Source organism: Catellatospora sichuanensis, assembly GCF_007483665.1.
Classification (GTDB): domain Bacteria; phylum Actinomycetota; class Actinomycetes; order Mycobacteriales; family Micromonosporaceae; genus Catellatospora; species Catellatospora sichuanensis.
Map to the genome: position 1 here is coordinate 214,579 of NZ_VIQO01000023.1, position 23,006 is coordinate 237,584.

The following is a 23,006-nucleotide window of genomic DNA, read 5'->3' on the forward strand; positions in this document are numbered from 1 at the left end:
CATACATCTGATGGCCGCCATGCGTGTCGCGCATGGCAGCCGTACGCGAGCTGCGCGACCGTTCCTACGGACTGTGCGCGCTCGCCTTCGCCGAGCCCTCTCCACGGTCACCGGACCACGCTGACCGTCGGTGCCGGGTCACCTCTCGCAGGTCTCGCGGGCGTTCTCCTCGAATTCGGCACGCGGCATCAGCACGGTGACGCCGTCGTCCGGGGCGAGCACCTGATCAGGTCCGATCCGGTCGAAGTCCGCTGTGGTGAAGTCGACGTCGACGGCATAGCGGCGGCTCGATCCGACGAGGCTGTAGCGGACGCCGGGCTGCAGCGCCGCCAGCGGGACGACCTCGAATGCTCCCGGCGTCGGCAGCCCGATGACCACGTGGGGTTTCTCCGTGGTCCATCCGTGTGGCGGCGGGCCCAGCAGCTCGACCTCTACGATCTCGGTGGTCGGGTCGCCGTGCACGCTCCAGCTGACGTGCCGCCCCATGGTGGGTGTGCCGTCCGGTTCGCCGGATCCGGGTGTGGCGGTGGGGATGGGCTTGTCGTTCTCGTAGACGCTGATCCCCGCGGACCCCCCACCGCAGGTCACCAGCACCGCGATGGGTCTTCCGCCGTGCACGGCGAGGGCGACGATCGGCTCCGGGGCCGGCGTGCAGGCGGTGAGCGTACCGACGGCCAGTGCAAAGGCCGCCACCGCGGCGAGTCGTCTGCGCATGGTGCAGATCGTCCTGGCAGCACGTCACAGGTCGGGCACGGCAGCGCCTCGGTCTTGGCACGCCCGCCGCGTGCCGTCCTGGCACGCGGCGGCCCGCGGGCTGGTCAGTGGCTGGAGACGGGCGTGAACCGGGTGTGGGTCGGGTCCAGCAGGTGGATCCGGCTGGTGGCGATGTCGAAGTACATGCCGACCAGTTCCAGGCGGCCGTCGTGGACACGTTCGGCCACGGCCGGGTACGTCATCAGGTTCTCCAGCTGCTGGACCACGTTCTGCTGGCAGAGCCGGGTCAGATGGTCGCCCTCGCCGACGGTCCCCCTGCCCACGCGGTGCAGGCTGGGCTGGGCATGGCGCAACCAGCGGTGCAGGTGCGGCATCGACGCCGGATGCGTCGCCGGGCGTAGCAGCGCGGCCAGCGCGCCGCAGCCGGAGTGCCCGCACACGGTGATGGTGCGCACCTGCAGCACGTGCAGCGCGAAGTCCATCGCCGCGGGCACGCTGCCGTCGTGGTCGTCGACGCCGTGCCGCGGCACGAGGTTGCCGACGTTGCGGATCGTGAACAGGTCACCCGGACCGGTCGACGTGATCATGCTGGGCACGATGCGCGAGTCGGCGCAGGTGATGAACAGCTGGGTCGGCTGCTGGCCGGTGCGGGCCAGCTCGGCCAGCAGCGGGCCGACCCGGCGGGCGCCGTGCCGGTGGAACAGCCGGGCGCCGCGGGCAAGGCGCTCGCGGGCCCCGTGCGGCACCGCCCGGTGCATGCGGGGCAGCAGCCACGCGGTCGGGTGGACCTTGCGGGCCGGGGAGCGGTGGCCGGTGATCGCGTCGGCGTACCAGTTGTGGTGCAGTTCGTGCACCTCGACGCTGCCGCCGCCGCGCTCGTGGCTGGTGCGCCAGTCGTGCAGCGCGGTCACCGCGGCGTGGTCCATGAAATCGGCGTTGAGCTCGACGCCGACCGTGACCCCCGCGGGCACCTGGGCCAGCGTCCGGGACAGCTGCGGCACCGCCAGGAAGGTCAGCGAGCCCTCGATGGCGACGTGCCAGCCGTGCTCGTCCTGGTAGGCCCGCACGGTGGCGTGGGTGAGCCGCCAGATCGACAGCAGCAGTGCGCACCCCATGCCGACGAGCACGCCCTCGAACAGGCCCAGCACCACCACGGCCAGCATCGTCAGCAGGTAGACCGGCATCTCCCGGTGCTGGTGCACCTGCTGGGCGTGGGTCAGGTTGACCATCTGCACGCCGGTGTAGACCAGCAGCGCGGCCAGCGCGGGCAGCGGGATCAGTTCGATGACCGGCGCGGCGACGAGGACCAGCACCAGGATCCATACGCCGTGCAGCACCGCGGACAGCCGTGACCGGCCGCCGGCCTTCACGTTGGTCGTCGAGCGCACGATCACGCCGGCCACCGGCAGCCCGCCGAGCGCCCCGGCGACGATGTTGGCGGCACCCTGCCCGGCCAGCTCGCGATCCAGGTTGACCCGCGGGCCGTCGTGCATACGGTCCACGGCGACCGCGCACAGCAGCGACTCGACACTGGCGACCAGCGCGACCGCGCCGACCGCGGCCAGGAACACCGACGGGGACGCGTCGGGCCAGATCGGGCCCGCGTCGAAGGCCAGGATGTCGTCGGGGATGTCCACCCGCTGCAGGTCCCACCCGGTCACGACCGCGACGGCGGTGCCGACGATGATCGCGGCGAGCGGTGCGGGCACGATCCCGGCCAGTGTCGGCACGGCCCGCCAGCCCCACAGCACGGCCAGGGTGAGCACGCCGACGAAGACCGCGGGAGTGTGGTTGTGCAGCAGTTCCGCGGGCAGCGCGCGCAGGTTCGCCAGCGCCGAGGCCTGCGGGGCGTCACCGAGCAGCACGTGCACCTGGGACAGGACGATCACGACACCGACCCCGGCGAGCATGCCGTGCACGATCGCGGGCGAGACGGCCAGTGCCGCCCGCGCCACCCGGGACGCGCCCATCAGCAGCTGCAGCACGCCCGCCGCGACGGTGACCGCGCACGCCCCGCGCCAGCCGAAGGTGGCCACCGTCTGTGCCACGATCAGCGTCAGCCCGGCCGCCGGGCCGCTGACCTGCACCACCGACCCACCGAGCGCGCCGGCGACGACGCCGCCGATCACCGCGCTGATCAAACCCGCCATCACCGGGGCACCCGACGCGACCGCGATGCCCAGCGACAGCGGCAGTGCCACCAACACCACCACCAGGGACGCGGGCACGTCCGTCCGCAACCGCTCACGCCATTGTGCGCTCATGTAGACGACCACCTCTCCTTACGCGTTCTGCCCACCTCAACTGCGCCAAGCTGAGAAAACGCTGATGAAGAGATCGTCGATCAATCCGATGAACCGTCCGGTTCGTGTGGCCGGTAGAGGCCGAGCAGCAGGCCGTAGCGCATGCCGTCGTCGCCTGCGTCAGGAGTGTCCTCGGCCAGTGCGGTCAGGGTCACGGTGAGCTCGCGCACCTGCTCGGCGGTCAGCCGCAGGTGACGCAGCACCAGGAGCGGGTCGGGCGCGGCTGCGGCGATCTCCGCGCCGAGCGCCTGGAACGCGACCGCTGTGTTCTCCGCCGCGCCGGGGCCGGTGTAGTGCAGGGCTCGGGCCGGGCGGGCGTAGTACTGCTCGGTGCCGCCGCGCACGGTGCGGGTGCCGGCGGGCCGCACCAACCCGGCCTCCACGAGCACCTTCAGGTGGTGCGCCACATTGCCCTTGTTGGTACGCAGCACCGCCGCCAGCCGACTGACGGTGGCCGGGCGTTCCAGGGCGAACAGCAGCCGGTGCCGCATCGGGTGGGCCAGCGCCTTGTAGTGCTCCGGCGAGGTCACTCGCATGACCGGCTCGTCCGCAGGCTGCGCCGTCCGGTCCGCCTGCTTCTCGTCCCGCGGTGTCATGAGTTAAGCGTTAAGAACTCTTGACGCTTTGTCAAGCGGCGTGCTTACCTGGACCGCATGTTGAAGCCTGAGGTGACTGATCTCGTCGACCGGCTGCGGACCCTGGTCGAGCAGCGCTACGTGTTCCCCGACGAGGCCGCCGAGATCTCCCGCCGCCTGGCGGCGGGCCGCGACGGCTACCCTGCCGATCCGGCTGCACTGGCCGCGGCGGTCACCGCCGACCTGCAGTCCGTCAACGGCGACAAGCACCTGCGCCTGCTGCACCACGCCGAGCCGCAAGCGGAGCAGGACCCCCACGACGACGCCGCCGAGTACGCGGCGATGGCGCAGTGGGCCGAGCGCACCTGCGGCGGAGTGGTGTCGGCGCGCCGCCTGCCGGGCGACGTCGGGCTGCTGGAGGTCGCGCCGGTGCTGTTCCCCGCGGTGCTCGTCGGCGACGTCTACGCCGCCGCGTTCACCCTGCTCGCCCCGGTGCAGGCGCTGATCGTGGACCTGCGCGGCTGCCTGGGCGGCGAGCCGTCCGCGGTGGGCCTGTTCATGAGCTACCTGTGGGACCACGAGCCGGTGCAGCTCACCGGCATGTACGAGCGCACCACCGGTCAGGTCCGGCAGTCGTGGACGCACGCGCACGTGCCCGGACGCCGGTACGGCCGCACCCGGCCGCTGTACGTGCTGACCGGCGGAGCCACGTTCTCCGGGGGCGAGGCGCTGGCCTATGACGTGCAGCAGACCGGGCGCGGCACCGTCGTCGGCGAGCGGACCCGCGGCGGCGCGCACCCACGCGAGGGCTTCCGCCTGCATCCGCACCTGGAGGCGACGATCTCGGTCGCCCGCGCGGTCAACCCCGTCTCCGGCACGAACTGGGAGGGCACCGGCGTCACACCCGACATCGAGGTCGACGCGGACCGGGCACTGCCGACGGCGTACACGGCGGCGCTCGAACTGGTCGCCGACGGCGGCGGACCGAGCGCCGCCGAGGCCAGGGCCGCACTCGCCGACTCCGGTTCCGCGCGAGACAAGTGACAAACGATCACATCACAGCAATCACGACTGTCTCATTTGGGGCCTTGACCCGCACCACCCCGGGCGCTAGTTTCCGCGAGTGGATCTCACCTTGATGATCCAATCAATACGGGGAGTCAATTGACATGCCTTCGAAACGGCGCATGGCGGCGTTCGGCGTCGCCACAGCACTAACAGCATCTCTGGCGGTGGTCGGTGCGACCGGCCCCGCCGCAGCCGATCCGATCACCCTGCCGTCCCTGGTCGACAGCGGCGTCTTCCCCTACCCGGACGCGGCGGCGATCCTGGCCGACCAGAACGTCAGGCTGATCTCGGGCGACGGGCACATCCTGCTGGCGGACTGCGCGACGCCGCCGCAGGGTGACATCGGCTTGCTGAAGGTCTACACCACCGATGAGGCGATCGGCCCCGACGGCATCGGGCGGGTGTGCTTCAAGGTCACCGCATCGTCCGGGTTGCTCAACCTCGAAGTCCCGGGCGTGTACGAGATCCGCGGCGACGGCCAGCAGACCGGCACCGGGCACGAGGTCACCGCCAAACTGGTCAGCGACGACGGCGACCAACTCACCGTCGAGGTCGACCCCGACGGCAGCACCCCGGTGGGCCTGGGCAGCGACCCGGGAGCCTCGCCCACGATGCTGCTGCAACTGCGGGCAGGCGACGGCCCGGCCCCGGTCACCGGCGCGCAGGCGGCGGTCGGCAAGGTCGCCGGCCCGGACCGGATGTGCACGGTCACCCTGGTCGCCCCGCGCTGGGTGCTCGGCGCGGCGGGCTGCTTCGCCGCCGACCCGAACCTGCCGCAGCTCGGTGAAGGGCCGCCGGTCGGCGCGTACCACGTCGCGTTGCCCGGACACACCCCGGTCAAGCTGGACTGGCTCAGCCCACGCACGGACCGTGCCCTGGTCCTGGCCCGGCTGGCCACCGCCGTCCAGGACGTCACGCCGCTGGCGCTGGCCACGGCCGCCACGCCGACCGGGACCGAGCTGTCCGCCGTCGGCTTCGGCCGTACGCCTGCCGCACCGGTCGCCGACCAGCAGCAGACGGCACTGATCACGTTCACCGCGGCCGGCGCGACCACGCTGACCGCCGCCACCGGTCCACTGGTGTGCAGCGGCATGGCCGGCGCACCGGTCCTGTCCGGTGGCAAGATCGCCGCAGTGCTCAGCCAGGCAGGTCAGGCGGGGTGCCCGCAGACCACGGGCGCCGACAGCTCCGTCACCGCGGCACGCACCGACGACCTCGCCACCTGGGCCGACATCATCACGACGACCACGGCCGCGCACACGTGGACCCTGGCCGACATGCCCGCCGACGCGGCCCCGGGCAGCAATGTCATCATCGCCGCCGACAGCGTCCCCACCGGCACCGCACGGCCGCTGACGGGCATCGGCGGGATGACGTGGGTCACCGGTGACACGTTCAGCCCGGCGGTCGCATTCGACGGCGTTTCCGGCTCGCTGTACACCGGGTCGGGCGGGGCCGTGAAGACCGACGCCGACTTCACCATCAGCGTGTGGGTGAAGCTCAACGCCTTCGGCGGTCCCGTCCTCTCCCAGGACGCCACCGGCTCCGCGTTGGGCACGGCGGCGTTCGAACTGTATTCGAACGCCGCCGACCGATCCTGGCGGTTCGGCATGCTCCGCAGCTTCGACGGGCTCAACGCGATGCGGGACGTGGCCGTCGCCGCGCCGGAGACCGCCAAGCTCGGCGAGTGGACACACCTCACGGTGCAGTACCAGAAGTCGTCGTCCCGGAACATGATCCTGCTGAAGATCAACGACACTCCCGCCGCCAGCGTCGACCGTCCCACCGCCGCCGACCACACGGGCAGCTTCCGCATCGGCTCGGCCAGGACGCGCCCGATCACGCCCGACAGCTACCTCAACGGCCGGGTCGCCAACGTGCAGGTCTGGAACACCGCGACCGACATGCCCGCCGGCCCGACAATCCACTGCGTCGCGCCGGTCGCCGTCTACGGTGTCAACGCCGACAACCGGCTCACCTACACGCTGATCGAGCCCTACACACGCACGGTCGTACGTCGCCTCACGTCGACGGCGCCGCTGGGCTTCACCCCCGTATCGATGGCCACCCTCAACAAGAACACCCTGCTCATTCCGAGCACCGCCGGTGACCTGTACGCGGTGAACGTCACCAACAACACCACCGCGCTGACCTTCGGCGCGGCGACGATCGGCTCGGGCTGGACCCTGTACCAGCTCACCTTCGACGGCACCTACCTGTTCGGAATCACCGGCACCTCCGGCGGCAGCACGCTGCGCCGATACAAGGTCGACCTGAACAGCCCGCCGCTGACCATCGCCGACATCACCGAATGGAGCAGCGTCGGCACCGGGTTCGTCCTGAACACGCTCACCTCCGTCAAGCCGAACGCCCTGCTCGGGACGAGGAGCACCGACAGCCTGGTCCGCACCTATTTCGACATCAAGCTCACTGATCCCAGGTACTCCAGCTACTCGCCGGGGACCTGGACGAACGTCAGCCACGTGGTGTCGCCGGGTGGCGGCCTCTTCTTCACCCGGGACACGACGACGGGCGCCGTCACGATGCGGCACGACAGCGACCCGACCAACGCCGGCTTCACCGAGACCGCATACGGCACCGTCACGGACCCTCTGGGCTGGACACAGACCAAGCTGTCCGCCCAGCCGAACGTCTGCTCCAGCTGACCACGCTCAGCCGGGACCGGGGCATGCGGGAACCACCCGCATGCCCCGGTCCGTTTCACGGCCGGTCGCACCGGTTCACAGCAGGCGTTCGAGGTAGGACTCCATGACCGGCAGCGGGGCGGCGTGCGGGCCCTCCCACTCCATGTCGAGGAAGGCCAGCAGGTCGGCGGCGGGGTCGTGGTCGTCGAGCAGCGGTAGCAGGGCGTCGGCCGCCCCCTGGCCGTGTGCGATGAGCAGGTTGACGCGCAGGTAGCCGAAGTCGTAGCCGGGCCTGCCGCGCGACGCGTTGGTCCAGTCGACGACGCCGGTGAGCCGGCCGCCGCACCACAACGTGTTACCCGGGTGGTAATCGCGGTGAATCAGAGTGGACCGCGCGGGCGACCCGATGGCCGCGCCGGTGGCGATCGCGCGTTCCCACAGCTCGGGCCGGGAGCTGGCCTGGGGCGGGCGCGCGTCGGCGAGCACGACGTACGGCTCGAACGGGGCGACGCCCGTGCCGTCGACGGCGTGCACGGCGTGTGCCGCGGCGATCAGTTGGCGCAGCATGTCCGTCGACGGCGGCGGCTCGGCGGCCGCGCGGTGCGTGGCGCTGGGCAACATGGTGCCCGGCAGCCAGGTCATCAGCAGCGCAGGGAAGTCGGTGTGCGCACCCGTCGGGTCCACCGCGACGACCTCGGGCACGGGCAGGCCGGTGCCGGACAGCGCGGTCAGCGCGGCGACCTCGTTCGCCGGGGTGAACCACGGATCCTCGACCTGCCAGCCGGGACGGCACCAGCGGCGCAGCGCGTACCGCCGACCGTCGGCGGTGTCGACGGCGCTGACGGCATGGGCGATGCCACCTACCAGCGGGGTCACCGCAGCGATCGGCGCACCGAGGGCGCGGCGCAACCAGCCCAGGGTCCCAGGCGTCGGCGACGGATACGCATGCATGGTCATACGATCGCAGCATGACGGCTGCCACGGCCGCCGGGTGGGTTACAGCCGGAAGTCCAGGTCGGCCGGGACGACCGCGACCTCCAGCTGCGCCTTCTGCAGCCGGCCGGAGTAGTCCCAGTTCAGGGCCTGCCACCGGGTGAACTGGTCGAGCACCCACATGCCGGACTGGCGGCTGCCGTTGCCGGAGCGGCCGTTGCCGCCGAACGGCAGGTGCGCCTCCGCACCCGACGTCGAGTTGTTGACGCTGACCATGCCCGCGCCGATGCCGCGCCGGAACGCGAACGCCTTCTTCGGGTCCGTGGTGTAGATCGCGCTGGACAGCCCGTAGCCGGGGGCGTTGGCCAGCTCGATCGCCTCGTCGAGGGCGCCGTAGGTGGTCACGCCGACGAGCGGGCCGAACGTCTCGTTGTCGAAGATCGCGTCACCGGGGCGCACCCCGTCGACGATCACCGGGTGGAAGAACAGGCCGGTCGCCGGGTCGCCGACGAAACCCGCGCGGGGGTTGTCCGCGGTGATCCGGCCGGTCGCGCCGTGCACCCGGTGCCCGCCGTCGATCCAGCCCAGATACTTCTCGTACGCGGTGGCGAAGCGCTCGTCGAGCATCGGTCCGTACAGGACGTCGCGGGTCGGGTCGCCGACCGCGGCGGCCGCCGTCGCCGCGGCGAAGCGGCGCAGGAACTCGCCGTGCACCGATTCGTGCACGATGGCGGTGCCCAGCGACGTGCAGCGCTGCCCCGCGGTGCCGAACCCGGCGAACAGTGCGCCCTCGACCGCCAGGTCCAGATCGGCGTCCTCGGTGACCACCATCGGGTTCTTGCCGCCCAGCTCCAGGCATGGGCTCTGCAGGTGGCGGCCGCACAACTCCCCGATCGCCCGGCCGACCTCGGTCGAGCCGGTGAAGCCGACCTTCTGCACCAGGCCTTCGTCCAGGGCCTGGGACAGGCCCGTGAAGGTCTCCGGGCCGTCGGCGTGCACCAGGTTCAGCACCCCGGCGGGCAGCCCGGCCCGCACGAACAGCTGGTAGAGGGCGTCGGCGGCGGCCGCGGCGTACACGGCGGGCTTCCACACCACGGTGTTGCCGCACAGCAGCGCGGGCACCAGATACCAGGACGGCACGGCAACCGGGAAGTTGCCCGCCGTGATGATCATCGCGGTGCCGACCGGTTCGCGGAACGTGAACAGCTGCTTGTCCGGCATCTCCGACGGCACGGTCTGCCCGTACAGGCGGCGGCCCTCGCCGAGGAAGAACCGGCAGGTGTCGACGATCTCCTGTACCTCGCCCCGCGACTCGGCCAGCGGCTTGCCGATCTCACGGGTCACCAGCCGCGCCAGCGTCTCGGCATTGGCCTCGACCAGCGCGCCGATGTTCGCGACGACCTGCCCGCGGACCGGCGCGGGCACGTCGGCCCAGGCCCGCTGCGCGGCGTGGGCCGACCGGGCCGCCGTGGTGATCGTGGCCGGGTCGGCGAGCACCACCTGCGCCACGACGTCTGCCAGGTCGGCGGGGTTGCGGCTGTCCAGCACCCGGGCGGCGGCCGTGACCGGCGCACCGTCGATCATCGAACGAAGCATGCCAGCATCATGCCTCCGCGGGGAGCGTGCGCCAAGGTCCGGCTCCACGGGGAATTTCATGTCAGAATGTCCGGATGCAGCGAGTAACAGGTATCGGCGGTGTCTTCCTCCGCGCCCGCGATGCCGAAGCCCTGCGGGCCTGGTACGCCACCCACCTCGGCATCGACGTCAGAGAATGGGGTGGGCACACTTTCCGCTGGCACGCGGGCGGCACGACGACCTGGACGGTCCTCGACAAGGACACCGACTACATGGACGACCCCGACCAGCCGTACATGATGAACTTCCGGGTGGACGATCTGGACGCGATGCTCGCCCAGCTGCGGGCCGCCGGGGTCAGAGTCGCCGCCGAGGTCGAGGACGGCGAGTTCGGACGGTTCGGCTGGGCGTACGACGGCGAGGACAACCGCTTCGAGCTGTGGCAGCCGCCGCGCGGCCGATGAAGCCCTTCCTCACCGGCGAACGGGTCTGGCCCGCGGGCTGGACCCGCCTGCACGTGTACCTGCTCCCCGACCTGCACCACGACCAGGGCCTGGCCCGGCTCGTGCGCGGCTGGCGGTCGGCGATGGCCCCGTTCGGCTTCCTCAACCCCGTGCCCGACCCGTGGCTGCACGTCACCGTCCAGCCCGTGATGGGCATGCCCGCCGCTGAGATCGGCCCCGGCGAACGCGACAGACTCACCGCCCGCCTCACCGAGGCACTGTCCGACGTACCCGCGTTCACCCTCACCGCGGGCTCCGCGCTGGCCAGCGTCACCGTCGTGCTCGCCGACCTGGACGGCGACCTGCCCGGCGAGCCCCTGCACACGGTGCATGCCCGCACCCGCACCGCGATATCCGGCGTGCTCGGCAGCGAAGCCGTCGCCTACCAGGCCATGCCGGGCCATCTCACGCTCGCCTACGCCACCGGGTCCGGCGACTCCGGCCGGGTGCAGGCCGCCCTGCGCCAGGTCCGGCCCGGCCACGCCGCGCTGACGGTACGCGAGGTGCACCTGCTCGACGTCGCGCAGGACACCCGGGCGGCCGGGTACCGGTGGACGCCGGTCGCCCGGATCCCGCTCGCCACGCCACGTCCTGGAACCTGATGTACGCACGTCACGCGCCGTGTCGCCACCCCTGACGTGGGATCCGCCGCGACAGCGGACCCCGGCACGTGCCATCATCGCGACATGCTCGAGCAGTGGCGCACCATCGCGGACCTGGACGCGGCACAGCAACGCTTCGAGGCGGCCATCCCCGGCTGGCAGCCTCCGGCCGCGTTCGGCGTCGCCCGGCTCGTCTCCGGACGGCCCGTGTTCGCGCGCGTCGCGGTCGGCGACGGCTTCCTGCCCGCGGTCGTGCTGGCCAGCATCTGCGGGCACACCCGCGGCTCGGCGTCCTACTCGCTCACCCCGGCCCAGCTCGACCGCGTGATCGCACTGCTGACACCGGCCGTGGCCTGCACCGAGCTGCCGCATCCCAATCTGCACGCCTGGCGCGGGCTGCGCCAGCAGCTCAGCCTCGGCGAGCACGCGCTGGCGGCGTTCGCCGGCGACCTGTCCACGCCGTCCGACGACCCGCACGTCTCCGCCATGCTCGAACAGGCCGCACTCACCAGGTAGCCCGGCACCTTCACCACGCACCGGGTAACCCGCGACCACGACGGGACCCCGCCCGCGCCCGGCTCCGTCTATGCTCCCGGCACGGAGCGTCGGATGCGGGGCGGTGTGCGTGACGAGCGTGGACGAGTCGACGCCGACGGCGGTGACCCGGCCGGAGAACCGGTTCGGCCAGGTGTGCTCCGGGTTCGCCGCGGGCGCCTTCGGTTTCCTGCTCGGGGTCTGGGCGTTCGTCCACCTGGGCCTGTTCGTGGGCCAGGCGGACTACGCCGACCAGATGGCCACCGGACTGGCCGCCCTCGTCCTGTGCGCCGCGGTTGCCGTCGCGGCCGTGCCGATCCTGGCATGGCGGGACCGACGCCGACGCCCCGCGCGGTCGCTGGGCCTGCTGCTGGGCTGGCTCGCCGGGCTCCTGATCGTGGCGAACGTGCTGATCGTATTGCTGCCGATCGCCGAGACGCTGCCCAGCGGGTGCACCTGCGACCCGCTGATCGAGCGGCTGCGGATCAGCGGGCCGTTCTGACGGCGGCTGTGGCGAGCACAGGGCCGCGAGATCACCTGCCGCGTCGGCGTTCCGGTCCGTCACGAGCGGACGGCGAGCGGGCGGACGGAACCTCCGCAGGGGCAGGCCCGTCGGTGAGGTCATGAAGCCACGCGCCGCATTCCTCTTCGTCCTGGCCATTGTCGGCCTCAGCCTCGTCGTGGTCGTCGCTCCGCAGGAGCCCGCCTGGGCATGCTCCTGCGCCTACACCGAGAGCGAGCAGGACGAGCGGGCCGAACGCACCGTCAACGGCACCGTCACTCAGGTGACCGACCACGCGATCCGGCTCACCGTCGACTCCGTGGAAAAGGGCGACGCCAGGAGCGGCGACACGCTCGAACTGCGCGTGAACCGCAGCGAGGTCAGCTGCGGCTACGAGTTCCGGGTCGGCACCCGGTACCGGGTGAACGCGAGCAGCGGCAACACCGGGCTCTGCGTCGGTGTCCGCCCGTTGCCGGCCGCACCGTCCCCATCCGCATCGTCCGCAGTGGTCCCGACGTCCGCAGTGGTCCCGACGCCCGCGGTGGCCCAATCCGCTCCTGCCCGTACCAGCCGCTGGTGGCTCGCGTCCGGTGCGATGCTGCTGGTCGTCGCCGCCGGGCTGGTGGCTGTGGCACTGCGACGGCGCCGGGGACCAGCCCGGTAGGACGCCGGAACACCCGCGCGAGCCTGCGCGTGAACCGCCTCAGCCGTGGCGGGCCATGCGGCGTGTCAGCTCGGCGGCGCGGTGCAGCTGCACGCCGCGGGCCTGGCGGGTGACGAAACCGCGCATCGGCGCGGCCATGGTCATCTCCAGCCGGTCGTCGACGGTGGCGCCGTCCTCCTCCGGGGTGAGGCGCACCGTCCACTCCAGCCGTACTCCGCCGGGGCTGACCACACTCTGGCGCAGCGCCCTGCCGGGCTCGACCACGCGCATGCGTACCCGGATCAGGTTGTCCCAGCGCAGCACCTTCAGGAACCGGAACCGTTCGACGGCGACATAGTCGGTCACCTGCTCGCCGTGCTCGTCAGTGCCGCGCCGCACGTCGCGCACCTCGACGACCAGCGGCGACAGCCCGATGTAGTGCTGCGGCTCGGTCAGGTGCGCGAAGACGCTCTCCGGTGGGGAGTCGACGCGCCAGGAGTGGGCGAGGTGTGCGACGGCCATCGCGACAGCGTAGTGGGCGGCAGGCGGTCGCTCAGGACAGGAACCGGTAGTGGGTCGTCAGCCGCAGGTCGTCGTCGAGCACATGGAAGGCCAGCCCCGGCGCAGCGTCGTAGTCCAGCGGCGGGTCCTCGCCCTCCCACGGCAGCCGCAGCCGCGAAGCGACGCCGGGCGCGACCAGCAGCGGCCTGCCCGCGAAGGTCGTCGCGGCCGGAGTGTGCGCGTGACCGCACAGCACCGCGACCACGTTCGGGAACTCCTCGACCAGCTCGGCCAGCGGCTGTGCCTCGTGCAGCCGCAACGAGTCGATGAAGGGGGAACGCAGCTCGACCGGCGGGTGGTGCATGCAGACCAGCACCGGACCGTCCGTTCCGGTCAGCACGCTGCGCAGCCAGTCCAGTGTCTCGTCGTCGAGCCTGCCGTCGTCGCGGCCCGGGATGCTGGAGTCGCACAGCGCCAGGGTCACGCCGCCGACGACGGCCGTCCGGTTGATCGGTCCGTCGGCGGCGGGCTCGCCGAGCAGTCCTGTCCGGTAGGCCGCGCGCACGTCGTGGTTGCCGGGCAGGGTCAGTGCTCCGGGCACGGCCGCCAGCACCTTGGCCGCCTGCTCGTACTCGTGCGGCAGACCGTGGTCGGCGATGTCGCCGGTGACCAGCACGACGTCGACCGGGTGCGGCAAGGCGGCGAGGTAGGCCAGCACTCGTCCGCTGCGCTCGGCGGCGCGCGGCCCGCCGTCGAAATGGGTGTCGCTGACATGCGCGATAACGATCAAGAGATGTCCCCTCTGCGATGCCACCAGCCTCACCCCGCCGCGCGAGATCCACCAGGGCCAATCCGCCCCGCGCGGCACTTTCCCGCCGGCCGCCCGGCGTCGGGTCTTCGACCTGCCGACCAAAACGTCGCGTCGCCACCAGTTTCGGGGAAACTGGCGCTAAGGAAGTGATGAAAGCTGCAGTTTCCCCGAAACTGCACGTGCGGGCCGCCGCCCGAGGACCGCGAGCGAGTTTGCTCGTGCCCGTCGGTCCCGGTCAGCAGGCGTCGACGATGACCTCGGTGCGCAGGCGCTCGTAGACGGCGGGGTCGACGGTGCCGGCGACCGGGGACAGCACCGCGGCCGCGGACAGTGCCACCGCGTCGCGCAGGCGCTCGGGCCAGGGCTGCCCGGCGAGCAGGCCACGGGCCAGGGCGGCCACGCAGGCATCGCCCGCGCCCGTGGGGTTGCCGGTGAGCGGCTCGGCCAGCCGGGCGCGCCATACGCCCTCGGCGCTGACCGCGACCAGGCCACCGCCGCCCAGCGACGCGACCACGTCTCCTGCGCCCAGCTCGCGCAGCGCGGCGACGGCGGCGCGGGCCGCGTCCGGGCCGTCGACGCGGATGCCGGTGAGTGCGTGCAGTTCGGCGGCGTTGGGCTTGACCAGGTCGGGCTGCACCCGCAGGCCCTGGCGCAGCGCGTCGCCGTCGGCGTCGAGGATCGTCGCGGCGCCGGCGGCGTGGGCCAGGGCCAGCAATTCCGCGTACGCCGTCGCGGGCACGCCGGGCGGCAGCGAGCCGGACAGTACGACGACCTTCACGCCGCCGAGCAGGGCGGCGAAGTGCGCGGTGAACCCCGACCACTCCGCGGCGGACACGTTCGGGCCGGGCTCCCAGAAGCCGGTGGCGTCGGCCCGGTCGGCGACGACGACGGTGCGCCGGGCGTCGCCGGTCACCGGCAGGAACGCCTCGGCGACGTCGTCGGCGACGAGCAGCTCGCGCAGGCGCTGCCCGGTGGGTCCGCCGGCCAGGCCGGTGGCCAGCACCGGTGTGCCGAGTCCGTGCAGCACCCGGGCCACGTTGACGCCCTTGCCGCCGGCGCGCTCGGCGACCGCCGCGACCCGGTGCGTCGCGTACGGGGTCAGCGCGTCGACCTGATAGGTGACGTCGAGCGCGGCGTTGGGCGTGACGGTGAGGATCATCGAGTTACCTTAACCGTCGTTACGGTGATCATTTCGAGGCTGGTAAATACATTCCGGCGGGGCGAGTCCGGAATGTCCTGAAGGTGGGGCACGGCGACCGTGGTGCAGCCCGCGCCTTCGGCGGAGGCCAGCCCGGCCAGGCTGTCCTCGATGGCCACGCAGCGTGACGGGTCCACGCCGAGCAGTGCCGCCGCGGTGGCGTACGGCAGCGGGTCGGGCTTGTGCCGGGGCACGTCGTCGGCGGTGACCGTGTGCGCGAACGCCGCCCGGCCCAGCACGTCGAGGATGAGCTCGGTGTCGGCCCGGCCCGACGAGGTGACCAGCGCGCACGGCGTGCCGGTCGCGATCAGGTCGTCGAGCAGCCGCCGCGCGCCGGGCCGCAGCCGCACGCCGACCTCGGCGACCTTGCGCTTGACCGCCTGGTCGATCCACAGCTCCAGGTCCGCGGGCGCGTGCCGCCCGCCGGTGGCCGCGCCGACCACCGCGACGATGGACGCCACCGTCCCGCCGATGAGCCGCGCCTGGTCGAGCGGGTCCGCGCCCAGGTCGGCGGCGACGCCGAGCACCGCCTCGATCCACAGCGACTCGGTGTCGACCAGGGTGCCGTCCATGTCCAGCAGGACCGCGTCGAACGCGCCGAGGTCGAACGGCATCATGACTCCAAAACGAACGTGCTCAGTACCGCCCAGTGGTCCGAGGTCCACTCATTGTCCGCATGGTGCGGCATCCGGCGCGGCTCGCCCACGCCGACGGTGTCGGACGCCACGGGCCGCAGGGGTCCCGCATAGTGCACGAAGTCGATGCGGTCCTGCGGTTCGAGCACGCCCTCCTGCTGCTCGTGCCAGTGGTTCAACGGCGACCAGGTGTGGCCGGGCTTGGCCACGGCGTCCGGGTGCACCACCCGGTAGGAGTCGCGCAGGCCGGCCCGCTCGACCGCGACGCTGACCTGCCACGGCAGGTTCGGCCAGTCCAGGTGCGAGGGCACGTTGAAGTCGCCGGTGAGCAGCACCGGCAGGCGGTTCTCGGCCAGCGCCGGGCGCATCGCGTCGATGATGTCGGCGATCTGCTGCGGCCGGCCCGCCTCCTCCTCGCGCGCCAGCACCTGCGGCACGGTCATGCCGGACAGGTGGAAGTCGTACGGCCCGTAGGGCTCGTAGTTCAGGTGCGCGCTCCACACCACGAGCTCACGTCCGGTGGGCAGTCGGACCCGCGCGCCGACGCCGTGCAGGGACTCGTCGCCGTAGCGCGCGACGATCGGGTGGGGCGAGACGACGCCGCAGCTGCCGCCCTGGTGGTAGTGCCAGCCGAGGTCCTCGGCCAGCTCACGGGCCGCCTCGCCGAGGGTCTCCTGCAGGCCGACCACGTCGGGCGCCTGCTCGCGCAGGAACGCCAACTGCTTGGGCCGGGAGTCGTCGACGAAGCGGCCGGCCAGCCACAGGTTCCACGACATGACCTTCAGGTAACCGTTGTCTACGCTCATCGCCGCTCAACACTCCTGCCCGCACAATGCCGTCACGGCCGTCTTCGACCGCCCTCGCAGCGCAGCAGCGTATCCGTTTCCACTTGCCGGGGGAACACCGCGCCCACCCGCGCCGCCACTCGGCAACGGCGCGGCTCCCTGATGATCCGTTTCTGTGGACGCTGAACGTCGTCATGGCGACGTCCATCGCCCACAGAAACGGATCACCGTTCGGCGAACGTCCGTTTCGAGCAGATCGCCCTAGCCGTGGCGCGGTACTACAGCGGCGGCTCGGCTAGGTCAGGCAAGCCCGGTGTGGCCGTCACGGCGTCGCCTCCCCGGATATACCCAGCTCGCGGCCGTACGCCTCGTCGAGTTCGACCCAGCCGTGGTCCTTGGCCTCGTTTCCGCGGATCGGCGGCACCGGGTTCCCGTCGAGCATCCGCCCGGCGACGACCAGGCACAGGTGCCAGCCGGCCGCGACCTTGGGCAGCCAGGTCCGGTCGGCCATGGTGTGCCGCAGGGTCAGCCGGGTGCCGTCGGCCGTCGGCGTCAGCTCCCAGCGCAGCAGGTCCTCGCCCCAGGTGTAGACCAGCAGGTGCGGCGGCTCGGCCCGCTGCACGGTCGCGGGCAGATCCTCGGCGTGCTCGCCGTCGATCATCGTCAAGGTCGCCGCGCCCGCCTTGCCGAGATCGCGGTCGGCCAGGAAGGGCGCCCACTGGGCGAGCTGCCCGGGTTCGGTGAGCGCGGCCCACACCTTCGCGGGCGGGTGCGCCAGGTCGCGCTGCAGCACCAGGGTCCAGCGGCCGCCCGACGGGTGGCATTCGACCGGCCAGATCGGTCCCGGGTCGATGGCGTTCATGATCGTCACTCCTGGTTGTCGAGATGCCGTTCCAGCGCGTCGAGGTGGCGGTCCCACAGCCGGCGGTACTGCGCCAGCCAGTGCTCCATCTCGGCGAACGGCTCCGGTTCGATGCGGTAGATCCGCTGCTGGGCGGCGATGCGGCTGGACACGAAACCCGCCTCGCGCAGCACCCGCAGGTGCTTGGAGACCGCGGGCTGGCTCATGCCGAGCCGGTCCACCAGTTCGCCGACGCTGCACTCGGAGCCGCGCAGGTGCTCCAGGATGCGCAGCCGGTTCGCCTCACCCAGTACCGCGAACGCGCCCACCACCGTCACGCTCTTAACATGCCTGTCTGGTTATATGCCTGTCAAGTCCTACACAAATTCATCCCAGGTTTTTGTCAAAATCGGGAAGGAGTCTTAACAGTTCTGGGTTCTTGATCAGCATGACAGTCGTACCACCGGGTACGGGTCGCATGTGGACCCGTGATTTCGGCCTTTACTTCGTCGCCCGCGCCGTCGCCCTGCTCGGCGACGGCATGCTGCCCGTCGCCGTGGCGCTGGCGGTGCGCTCCGCCGGGCACGGCGACTCCGGCGTCGGACTGGTGCTCGCCTCGTGGATGACGCCGCTGATCGCCCTCATCCTGTTCGGCGGGGTGTTCGCCGACCGCTTCGGCGCCCGCCGCCTGATGATCGGCGCGGACGTGGTGCGCATGGTCACCCAGTCCGTCGTCGCCGTCGCCCTGATCACCGGCCACGCTCCGCTCTGGCTGCTGATCACGATGTCGGCGCTGGCCGGCGCGGCCACCGCCATGTTCCAGCCCGGTGTCGCCGGCATGGTGCCGCGCGTCGCCGCCGACGTGCAGCGCGCCAACGGCGCCCTGCGGGTGGCCGACGCCGGGGCGCAGCTGCTCGGGCCGGCCCTGTCCGCGACGCTCGTCGTGCTCACCGGGCCTGGCACCGTGTACGCCATCAACGCCGCCACCTTCGCCGTCAGCGCGCTGTGCCTGCTCGCACTCCGGCTGCCACCGGTCGTGCGCGCCCCGCAGACCGACGTCACGATCCGCCGGGACCTGCGCGAAGGCTGGCACGAGTTCCGGACCCGCAGCTGGATGTGGAGCGTGATCCTGATCTGGGTGGTGTTCGGCGTGCTGCTGTTCGGGCCGAACATCCCGCTCAGCTCCGGGGTGATCACCGCCTACCTGGGCGAGAGCGCGTACGGCTGGGCGATGTCGGCGATGGGCGGCGGCACCGTGCTGGGCGGCCTGGTCGCGATGCGGGTGCGCCCGGCCCGGCCGCTGGCCGCCGGCGGCCTGGCCATGTTCGGCTTCGCCCTGATCCCCCTGTCGGTGTCCGTGCACGCGCCGTTCGAGCTGCTGCTCGCGGCGCACGCGATGGGCGGCGCGGCGTGGGCCTTCTGGTCGGTCATGTGGGCCACCAGCGTGCAGACCCAGGTGCCCGGCGACGTGCTCAACCGGGTGTCGGCCTACGAGATCGCCGGCTCGGTCGCCGGAATCCCCGTCGGCCAGGTGCTCGCCGCGCCCGCGGCCCTACTCATCGGCGCCGACCAGGTGCTCGGCGTGTCCGCCCTGGTCGGGGTGCTGGGCTGCATCGTCCTGCTGGCCGTGCGCCCGGTGCGAGAGCTGCGCCGCGCTCCCGCCTGACGTCCTGCGTGACGCCGCGACGGGCACGCCCGTCGCGGCGTCACGCGTCCTGGTCGACCTTCGAAGCGTCCTGCACCCACCGCACGAGCGCGCCGAAGTTCCGCTCGACGTCGGCGACCGTGTCGCCCTCGACCAGCACGGTGCCCAGCCCGGCGCCGGAGGACGTGCGCGGGTCGACCACCCGGTCGCCCGGGGTGAGCCATACGTGCGCCTCCCGCACGCCGGGCCGCGCGGAGATCTGCGCAGGGTCGGGCGCCGACACCAGCCGGCCGGGCGGCAGCGGCATCCAGCCGTGGGCATAGCTGCCCGCGCGTCCGGGCCGCTGCCGCCCGGCGGGCAGGCGCAGCACCGCCCGCGCCCACTCGTCGTGCAGGTCGATGCCGAACTTCAACTCGGCCATCACATCGGCCTTGCCCCCGCAGATCCGGCCACCGCATTCACTGAAGACGAAACCGTGCTCGTCGAGGAACGCCTCCATGTGGAAGACGCCATCGGTGTGCCCGAGCGCGCGCATCGCCGCCTCCGCCAGCTCCCAGCCCTGCCGATACAGCCGCGGGTGTTCGGCCGGGTCCTGCGCCACGTACAGCATGTGCGCCCCGTCCTGCATCCGGATCAGATTGCTCTGGTACCGCGAGATGCTCAGCTGACGCAGCCGCCCGTCGCGCACGACACCGTCGACGGCGTGCTCGTGGCCGGTCATGAACCGCTCCAGCAGCCACGGTCCGCGCCGACGGGTGCCCAGCAGGCGCTCGCGCGCGTGGTCGGCGGCCTCCTGGCTGCCCAGCACGACGGTGTCACGCGCTCCGGCGCCCGCCAGCGGCTTGAGGACACTGGGGTAGGCCGGAACCCGCAACTCGCGGATGTCGTCGACGATCCAGCAGTCGGCGACGCGCAGACCCGCCTGCCGGATGCGCAGCTTCTGGAGCTGCTTGTCACGCAGGTTCATGGCCGTGGGCAGTGGCATCCAGGACCGGTCGCCGCCGACCACCGCCGCGGTCACCATGGTGAACTCCTGCTGGCTGCACACGACGTCGAAGTCGGCGGGACGCAGGTCGTGGCGGGCCAGACCGGACAGGACCGACTCGACACCGGCCGGATCGGCGACCCGCACCGACCGGTGCGGCCGCTGCCCTGACGCCGCGGTGTCGTCCTCGCCCGGCCGGAACACGCAGGTGACCTCCGCACCGAGCCGGCGCAGTGCGGCGATGGCCTTCGGACGCCAGCCGACCAGCAGAACCGCGGTCATGCCGCCACCTCCTCGACCACGGTGCGGCATGCACAGCCACCGACGGCCAAGGCGTCTTCCACGATCGCGAAACCATTCATCGAATTGACCTCTTCCGCTGCCGCCAACAATGCAGCGCAACGTATAAGGCCACTTATTAAGACCTGACTAAGATGCGATTAGCGAACGATGTTCCAGGTCAGGACGTCGGATGAGCAACCATTCTCGCAATCTTTCCATCGAAGCCGGCTGCTCGCTAACACGTTGTTCACACGTGCCGAGGCACAATCCGCACAGCGATACGACGACGGAGGTGACACGTGGCAGCCCGGATCCTGGTCGCCGACGACGACCCGAAGCTCGTGCAGGTGCTTCGCATGTACCTGGAACACGAGGGACACAGCGTGCTGGGGGTGGCCGACGGCCGCGCCGCGCTCGATCAGTGCCGGGCCCGCAACCCGGACCTGGTCCTGCTCGACGTGATGATGCCCGAGGTCGACGGGCTGGACGTGTGCCACATCCTGCGCCGCGAGTCCACCGTGCCGATCATCCTGCTCACCGCCCGCAGCACCGAGAACGACATCCTGCTCGGGCTCGACCTGGGCGCCGACGACTACATCACCAAGCCCTACAGCCCTCGCCAGGTGGTCGCCCGGGTACGCGCCCTGCTGCGCCGCTCGGCCGGGGTCGCGGCCGGCGCCAGGGCACCGCTCGTCGTCGGCGACCTCGTCGTGGACGCCGACAGCTTCGAGGTGCGGGTCGGCGGACGCCCGGTGGCGCTGACCGCCAAGGAGTTCGGCATCCTGGAGGTGCTCGCGGCCGAACCCGGGCGCGCCTTCACCCGATCGCAGATCATCGATCGCGCCTTCGGCTTCGACCAGGACGTCCTGGAACGCACCGTCGACGTGCACATCGTCAACCTACGCCGCAAGATCGAGCCCGACCCGAGCGAGCCGCGGTACGTGCAGACCGTCTACGGCCGCGGCTACCGCATCCCGCAACCGCCCGCATGACCTTCCGGATCAGGGTGTTCGCCCTGGTGGCCATCGTCGTGCTGCTCGCCACCGGAGCCAGCACATACCTCACCTTCACCCTCGCCGAGAACGCGGTGACCGCGTCCGCCACCGCCCAGCAGCAGGTCATGCGGCAGATCGCCGAAGAGGTCACCCAGTACGGCCGCAATCACGGCACCTGGGAAGGCATAGCCGAGGTGGCAGCCGGCATCGCCGACAGAACCGGCCGGCGCATCCGGCTCGACACGCAGGACGGGCAGGTCGGCATCGTCGACACCGCGGTGCTCGCGGGCGAACCGGTGACCCCGATGACGAAACTGACCTTCCCGCTCGACGCCCGACCGCGGCTCGACCTGCCTGAAGAGTCGGGAAAGGAGCGGGATACCACGCTGCTGGCGATCGAGCGGTACCGGCAGGAGATCCGGTTCGCCGCCTGCCTGTCCCGCGCGGGCGTGCCGGCCCAGGCCGTCACGACCCACTACGGACTGCCGCTCATCACGCAGTCCACTGCCCCGCCCGACCTGGTGACCGAGTGCCGAACGGGCTCGGCGAGCCAGCCGTACTCGATCACCCGCGACCGGGAGGAGGTCGACCGCTGTGCCGACTCGCCCAGCGAGGCGGCCGCCCCCGGCTCCCGCCCCAAGGCCGCCCGGCCCGAGGCCTCCCGCACCGCGGAGCCCGATCCGGCACAGCACCTGCGCACCTGCCTGGGCGAGGTCTTCCTCGCCCGGATCGGCATCGTCGGACCGGAGCCGCTGCGTCTGGCCGTCAGCTCGGAGGACGGCATCGACACCACGCCGATCATCCTGGCCTTCAGCGTGGTCGCCGTGCCCATCGTGCTCGGCTCCCTGCTGCTCAGCCGCCATGTGCTGCGCCCCATCCAGCGCCTGACGGTGGCTGCCCGCCGCTTCGGGGAAGGTTCCCTGGACCAGCGCGTGAGCGTCGAGGGCGGTGACGAACTGGCCCAGCTCGGCGCCACGTTCAACGGGATGGCCGATTCGCTGCAGCACGCGGAGGAGCGGCAACGGCGGATGATCGCCGACGTCGCCCACGAGTTGCGCACTCCGCTCGCCAACGTCCGCGCCTACCTGGAGGCCCTGGAGGACGGCCTGGTCACCGCCGACGCGACGCTGTTCCGCTCGCTGCACGAGGAGGCCATGCTGCAACAGCGGATCATCGACGACCTGCAGACCCTGGCCCTGGCCGAGGCAGGTGCGCTCGCATACCACCGGTCCAGAGTCGACATCGGCGAGCTGCTGGAGAACTGCCGGGCAGCGCACCAGCCGGCAGCCGCGGCCGTCACCGTCGATCTTGAGGTGGTCGCCGGGTCTGCGCTCCTGGTCCACGCCGACGCGGGCCGGCTGCGGCAGGCGGTGGGCAACCTGGTGACCAACGCGGTCCGGCACGCGCCGGCGGGCACGACGGTCACGTTGGCCGCGCTGCGGGCCGGGCAGACCGTGCAGGTAAGGGTCACCGACCGCGGTTCCGGCATCCCCGCAGAGGATCAGAAACGCGTCTTCCACCGGTTCTGGCGCGCGGACCGGGCACGGACGCGGGCCACCGGCGGCAGCGGACTGGGGCTGACCATCGCCCGGCAGATCACCGTCGACCACGGCGGCACGATCGGGGTGGTCAGCGAGGCCGGTCACGGTACGACGTTCACGATCTCCCTGCCGACCACGTGACCCACCCTGCTGCCGCGGCTGGTCTGCGATGCGGACACGGGCACTCCTC

At 71.8% G+C, this 23,006-nt stretch carries 23 protein-coding genes; 10 read left to right on the top strand and 13 right to left on the bottom strand.

All coding sequences use genetic code 11. From position 1 onward, the window contains the following. Positions 1–138: 138 nt before the first annotated feature. The 3 genes from FLL47_RS29140 to FLL47_RS29150 all read right to left on the bottom strand — a co-directional run bounded on the left by FLL47_RS29140 (position 139) and on the right by FLL47_RS29150 (position 3,613). Positions 139–714, bottom strand: coding sequence for a hypothetical protein (locus tag FLL47_RS29140; protein ID WP_144124472.1), 576 nt, complete (start codon positions 712–714; stop codon positions 139–141). Between the two features lie 104 nt (positions 715–818). After that, positions 819–2,978, bottom strand: a complete 2,160-nt coding sequence (locus FLL47_RS29145) for a SulP family inorganic anion transporter (protein WP_144124475.1) — start codon at positions 2,976–2,978, stop codon at positions 819–821. A gap of 80 nt (positions 2,979–3,058) precedes the next feature. Continuing rightward, positions 3,059–3,613 carry an ArsR/SmtB family transcription factor gene (locus FLL47_RS29150; protein ID WP_222106254.1) on the bottom strand — a complete coding sequence of 185 codons (555 nt, stop codon included), beginning with the start codon at positions 3,611–3,613 and terminating at the stop codon, positions 3,059–3,061. 57 nt (positions 3,614–3,670) lie between these two features. Here FLL47_RS29150 and FLL47_RS29155 point away from each other — a divergent pair, with 57 nt between their 5' ends. Beyond that, positions 3,671–4,636: a S41 family peptidase gene (locus FLL47_RS29155; RefSeq protein WP_144124478.1), complete on the top strand. Its 966-nt coding sequence runs from the start codon at positions 3,671–3,673 to the stop codon at positions 4,634–4,636. Positions 4,637–4,761: 125 nt separating this feature from the next. Beyond that, entirely contained in the window at positions 4,762–7,326 is a 2,565-nt protein-coding gene (locus FLL47_RS29160; protein ID WP_144124480.1) for a LamG-like jellyroll fold domain-containing protein, read from the top strand. A 75-nt stretch (positions 7,327–7,401) separates the two neighbouring features. Here FLL47_RS29160 and FLL47_RS29165 read toward each other — a convergent pair whose 3' ends face one another. Next, on the bottom strand, positions 7,402–8,262 hold the full coding sequence (locus tag FLL47_RS29165; RefSeq protein WP_144124483.1) for a phosphotransferase family protein: 861 nt from the start codon (positions 8,260–8,262) through the stop codon (positions 7,402–7,404). 39 nt (positions 8,263–8,301) lie between these two features. Then, positions 8,302–9,834, bottom strand: coding sequence for an aldehyde dehydrogenase family protein (locus FLL47_RS29170; RefSeq protein ID WP_246158800.1), 1,533 nt, complete (start codon positions 9,832–9,834; stop codon positions 8,302–8,304). A 74-nt stretch (positions 9,835–9,908) separates the two neighbouring features. On the opposite strand from FLL47_RS29170, the gene FLL47_RS29175 reads away from it, so the two are divergent. The 5 genes from FLL47_RS29175 (at position 9,909) to FLL47_RS29195 (ending at position 12,618) form a co-directional block, all read left to right on the top strand. Beyond that, positions 9,909–10,277 (top strand): VOC family protein, encoded by a 369-nt coding sequence (locus tag FLL47_RS29175; protein ID WP_144124487.1) that lies wholly within the window; start codon positions 9,909–9,911, stop codon positions 10,275–10,277. Then, on the top strand, positions 10,253–10,918 hold the full coding sequence (locus FLL47_RS29180) for a 2'-5' RNA ligase family protein (RefSeq protein ID WP_186315971.1): 666 nt from the start codon (positions 10,253–10,255) through the stop codon (positions 10,916–10,918). The genes FLL47_RS29175 and FLL47_RS29180 overlap by 25 nt, the downstream gene beginning before the upstream one ends. Positions 10,919–11,002: 84 nt before the next feature. After that, complete coding sequence (locus tag FLL47_RS29185) at positions 11,003–11,434, top strand: hypothetical protein (RefSeq protein ID WP_144124493.1); 432 nt, start codon at positions 11,003–11,005, stop codon at positions 11,432–11,434. 109 nt (positions 11,435–11,543) lie between these two features. Then, positions 11,544–11,954 (top strand): hypothetical protein, encoded by a 411-nt coding sequence (locus tag FLL47_RS29190; RefSeq protein WP_144124496.1) that lies wholly within the window; start codon positions 11,544–11,546, stop codon positions 11,952–11,954. Positions 11,955–12,075: 121 nt separating this feature from the next. Beyond that, positions 12,076–12,618, top strand: coding sequence for a hypothetical protein (locus tag FLL47_RS29195; RefSeq protein WP_144124499.1), 543 nt, complete (start codon positions 12,076–12,078; stop codon positions 12,616–12,618). A 39-nt stretch (positions 12,619–12,657) separates the two neighbouring features. Here FLL47_RS29195 and FLL47_RS29200 read toward each other — a convergent pair whose 3' ends face one another. The 7 genes from FLL47_RS29200 to FLL47_RS29230 all read right to left on the bottom strand — a co-directional run bounded on the left by FLL47_RS29200 (position 12,658) and on the right by FLL47_RS29230 (position 17,706). After that, positions 12,658–13,119: an SRPBCC family protein gene (locus tag FLL47_RS29200; RefSeq protein WP_144124502.1), complete on the bottom strand. Its 462-nt coding sequence runs from the start codon at positions 13,117–13,119 to the stop codon at positions 12,658–12,660. A 31-nt stretch (positions 13,120–13,150) separates the two neighbouring features. Further along, complete coding sequence (locus FLL47_RS29205; RefSeq protein WP_144124505.1) at positions 13,151–13,888, bottom strand: metallophosphoesterase; 738 nt, start codon at positions 13,886–13,888, stop codon at positions 13,151–13,153. A gap of 256 nt (positions 13,889–14,144) precedes the next feature. After that, the gene (locus FLL47_RS29210) at positions 14,145–15,068 is read right to left on the bottom strand and encodes a 1-phosphofructokinase family hexose kinase (RefSeq protein ID WP_144124508.1); all 924 of its coding nucleotides are present in this window, start codon (positions 15,066–15,068) and stop codon (positions 14,145–14,147) included. Further along, complete coding sequence (locus tag FLL47_RS29215) at positions 15,065–15,721, bottom strand: HAD family hydrolase (RefSeq protein ID WP_186315972.1); 657 nt, start codon at positions 15,719–15,721, stop codon at positions 15,065–15,067. The genes FLL47_RS29210 and FLL47_RS29215 overlap by 4 nt, the downstream gene beginning before the upstream one ends. Beyond that, positions 15,721–16,548: an endonuclease/exonuclease/phosphatase family protein gene (locus FLL47_RS29220; protein WP_144124513.1), complete on the bottom strand. Its 828-nt coding sequence runs from the start codon at positions 16,546–16,548 to the stop codon at positions 15,721–15,723. Before FLL47_RS29220 ends, FLL47_RS29215 begins: the two co-directional genes overlap by 1 nt. 301 nt (positions 16,549–16,849) lie before the next feature. Continuing rightward, positions 16,850–17,389: an SRPBCC family protein gene (locus FLL47_RS29225; RefSeq protein WP_144124516.1), complete on the bottom strand. Its 540-nt coding sequence runs from the start codon at positions 17,387–17,389 to the stop codon at positions 16,850–16,852. Positions 17,390–17,394: 5 nt separating this feature from the next. Next, positions 17,395–17,706: an ArsR/SmtB family transcription factor gene (locus FLL47_RS29230; RefSeq protein ID WP_246158803.1), complete on the bottom strand. Its 312-nt coding sequence runs from the start codon at positions 17,704–17,706 to the stop codon at positions 17,395–17,397. Positions 17,707–17,846: 140 nt separating this feature from the next. Here FLL47_RS29230 and FLL47_RS29235 point away from each other — a divergent pair, with 140 nt between their 5' ends. Beyond that, on the top strand, positions 17,847–19,034 hold the full coding sequence (locus tag FLL47_RS29235) for an MFS transporter (protein ID WP_144124518.1): 1,188 nt from the start codon (positions 17,847–17,849) through the stop codon (positions 19,032–19,034). Between the two features lie 40 nt (positions 19,035–19,074). On the opposite strand, the gene FLL47_RS29240 is transcribed toward FLL47_RS29235, so the two are convergent. Then, a complete protein-coding gene (locus FLL47_RS29240) occupies positions 19,075–20,280 on the bottom strand; it encodes an ATP-grasp domain-containing protein (RefSeq protein ID WP_144124521.1) in 1,206 nt (401 codons plus the stop codon). 299 nt (positions 20,281–20,579) lie between these two features. Between FLL47_RS29240 and FLL47_RS29245 the strand changes: the two genes are divergently transcribed. After that, on the top strand, positions 20,580–21,272 hold the full coding sequence (locus FLL47_RS29245; RefSeq protein WP_144124524.1) for a response regulator transcription factor: 693 nt from the start codon (positions 20,580–20,582) through the stop codon (positions 21,270–21,272). Continuing rightward, positions 21,269–22,957, top strand: a complete 1,689-nt coding sequence (locus FLL47_RS29250; protein WP_144124527.1) for a sensor histidine kinase — start codon at positions 21,269–21,271, stop codon at positions 22,955–22,957. The genes FLL47_RS29245 and FLL47_RS29250 overlap by 4 nt, the downstream gene beginning before the upstream one ends. The last annotated feature ends 49 nt before the right edge of the window (positions 22,958–23,006 follow it).

Coding starts and splice junctions, on each gene's coding strand:
- FLL47_RS29160 (WP_144124480.1), top strand. CDS start 4,762: ATGCCTTCGAAACGGCGCATGGCGGCGTTCGGCGTCGCCACAGCACTA.
- FLL47_RS29170 (WP_246158800.1), bottom strand. CDS start 9,834: ATGCTTCGTTCGATGATCGACGGTGCGCCGGTCACGGCCGCCGCCCGG.
- FLL47_RS29220 (WP_144124513.1), bottom strand. CDS start 16,548: ATGAGCGTAGACAACGGTTACCTGAAGGTCATGTCGTGGAACCTGTGG.
- FLL47_RS29195 (WP_144124499.1), top strand. CDS start 12,076: ATGAAGCCACGCGCCGCATTCCTCTTCGTCCTGGCCATTGTCGGCCTC.
- FLL47_RS29140 (WP_144124472.1), bottom strand. CDS start 714: ATGCGCAGACGACTCGCCGCGGTGGCGGCCTTTGCACTGGCCGTCGGT.
- FLL47_RS29185 (WP_144124493.1), top strand. CDS start 11,003: ATGCTCGAGCAGTGGCGCACCATCGCGGACCTGGACGCGGCACAGCAA.
- FLL47_RS29145 (WP_144124475.1), bottom strand. CDS start 2,978: ATGAGCGCACAATGGCGTGAGCGGTTGCGGACGGACGTGCCCGCGTCC.
- FLL47_RS29150 (WP_222106254.1), bottom strand. CDS start 3,613: ATGACACCGCGGGACGAGAAGCAGGCGGACCGGACGGCGCAGCCTGCG.
- FLL47_RS29225 (WP_144124516.1), bottom strand. CDS start 17,389: ATGAACGCCATCGACCCGGGACCGATCTGGCCGGTCGAATGCCACCCG.
- FLL47_RS29165 (WP_144124483.1), bottom strand. CDS start 8,262: ATGACCATGCATGCGTATCCGTCGCCGACGCCTGGGACCCTGGGCTGG.
- FLL47_RS29175 (WP_144124487.1), top strand. CDS start 9,909: ATGCAGCGAGTAACAGGTATCGGCGGTGTCTTCCTCCGCGCCCGCGAT.
- FLL47_RS29155 (WP_144124478.1), top strand. CDS start 3,671: ATGTTGAAGCCTGAGGTGACTGATCTCGTCGACCGGCTGCGGACCCTG.
- FLL47_RS29235 (WP_144124518.1), top strand. CDS start 17,847: ATGTGGACCCGTGATTTCGGCCTTTACTTCGTCGCCCGCGCCGTCGCC.
- FLL47_RS29250 (WP_144124527.1), top strand. CDS start 21,269: ATGACCTTCCGGATCAGGGTGTTCGCCCTGGTGGCCATCGTCGTGCTG.
- FLL47_RS29215 (WP_186315972.1), bottom strand. CDS start 15,721: ATGCCGTTCGACCTCGGCGCGTTCGACGCGGTCCTGCTGGACATGGAC.
- FLL47_RS29240 (WP_144124521.1), bottom strand. CDS start 20,280: ATGACCGCGGTTCTGCTGGTCGGCTGGCGTCCGAAGGCCATCGCCGCA.
- FLL47_RS29210 (WP_144124508.1), bottom strand. CDS start 15,068: ATGATCCTCACCGTCACGCCCAACGCCGCGCTCGACGTCACCTATCAG.
- FLL47_RS29200 (WP_144124502.1), bottom strand. CDS start 13,119: ATGGCCGTCGCACACCTCGCCCACTCCTGGCGCGTCGACTCCCCACCG.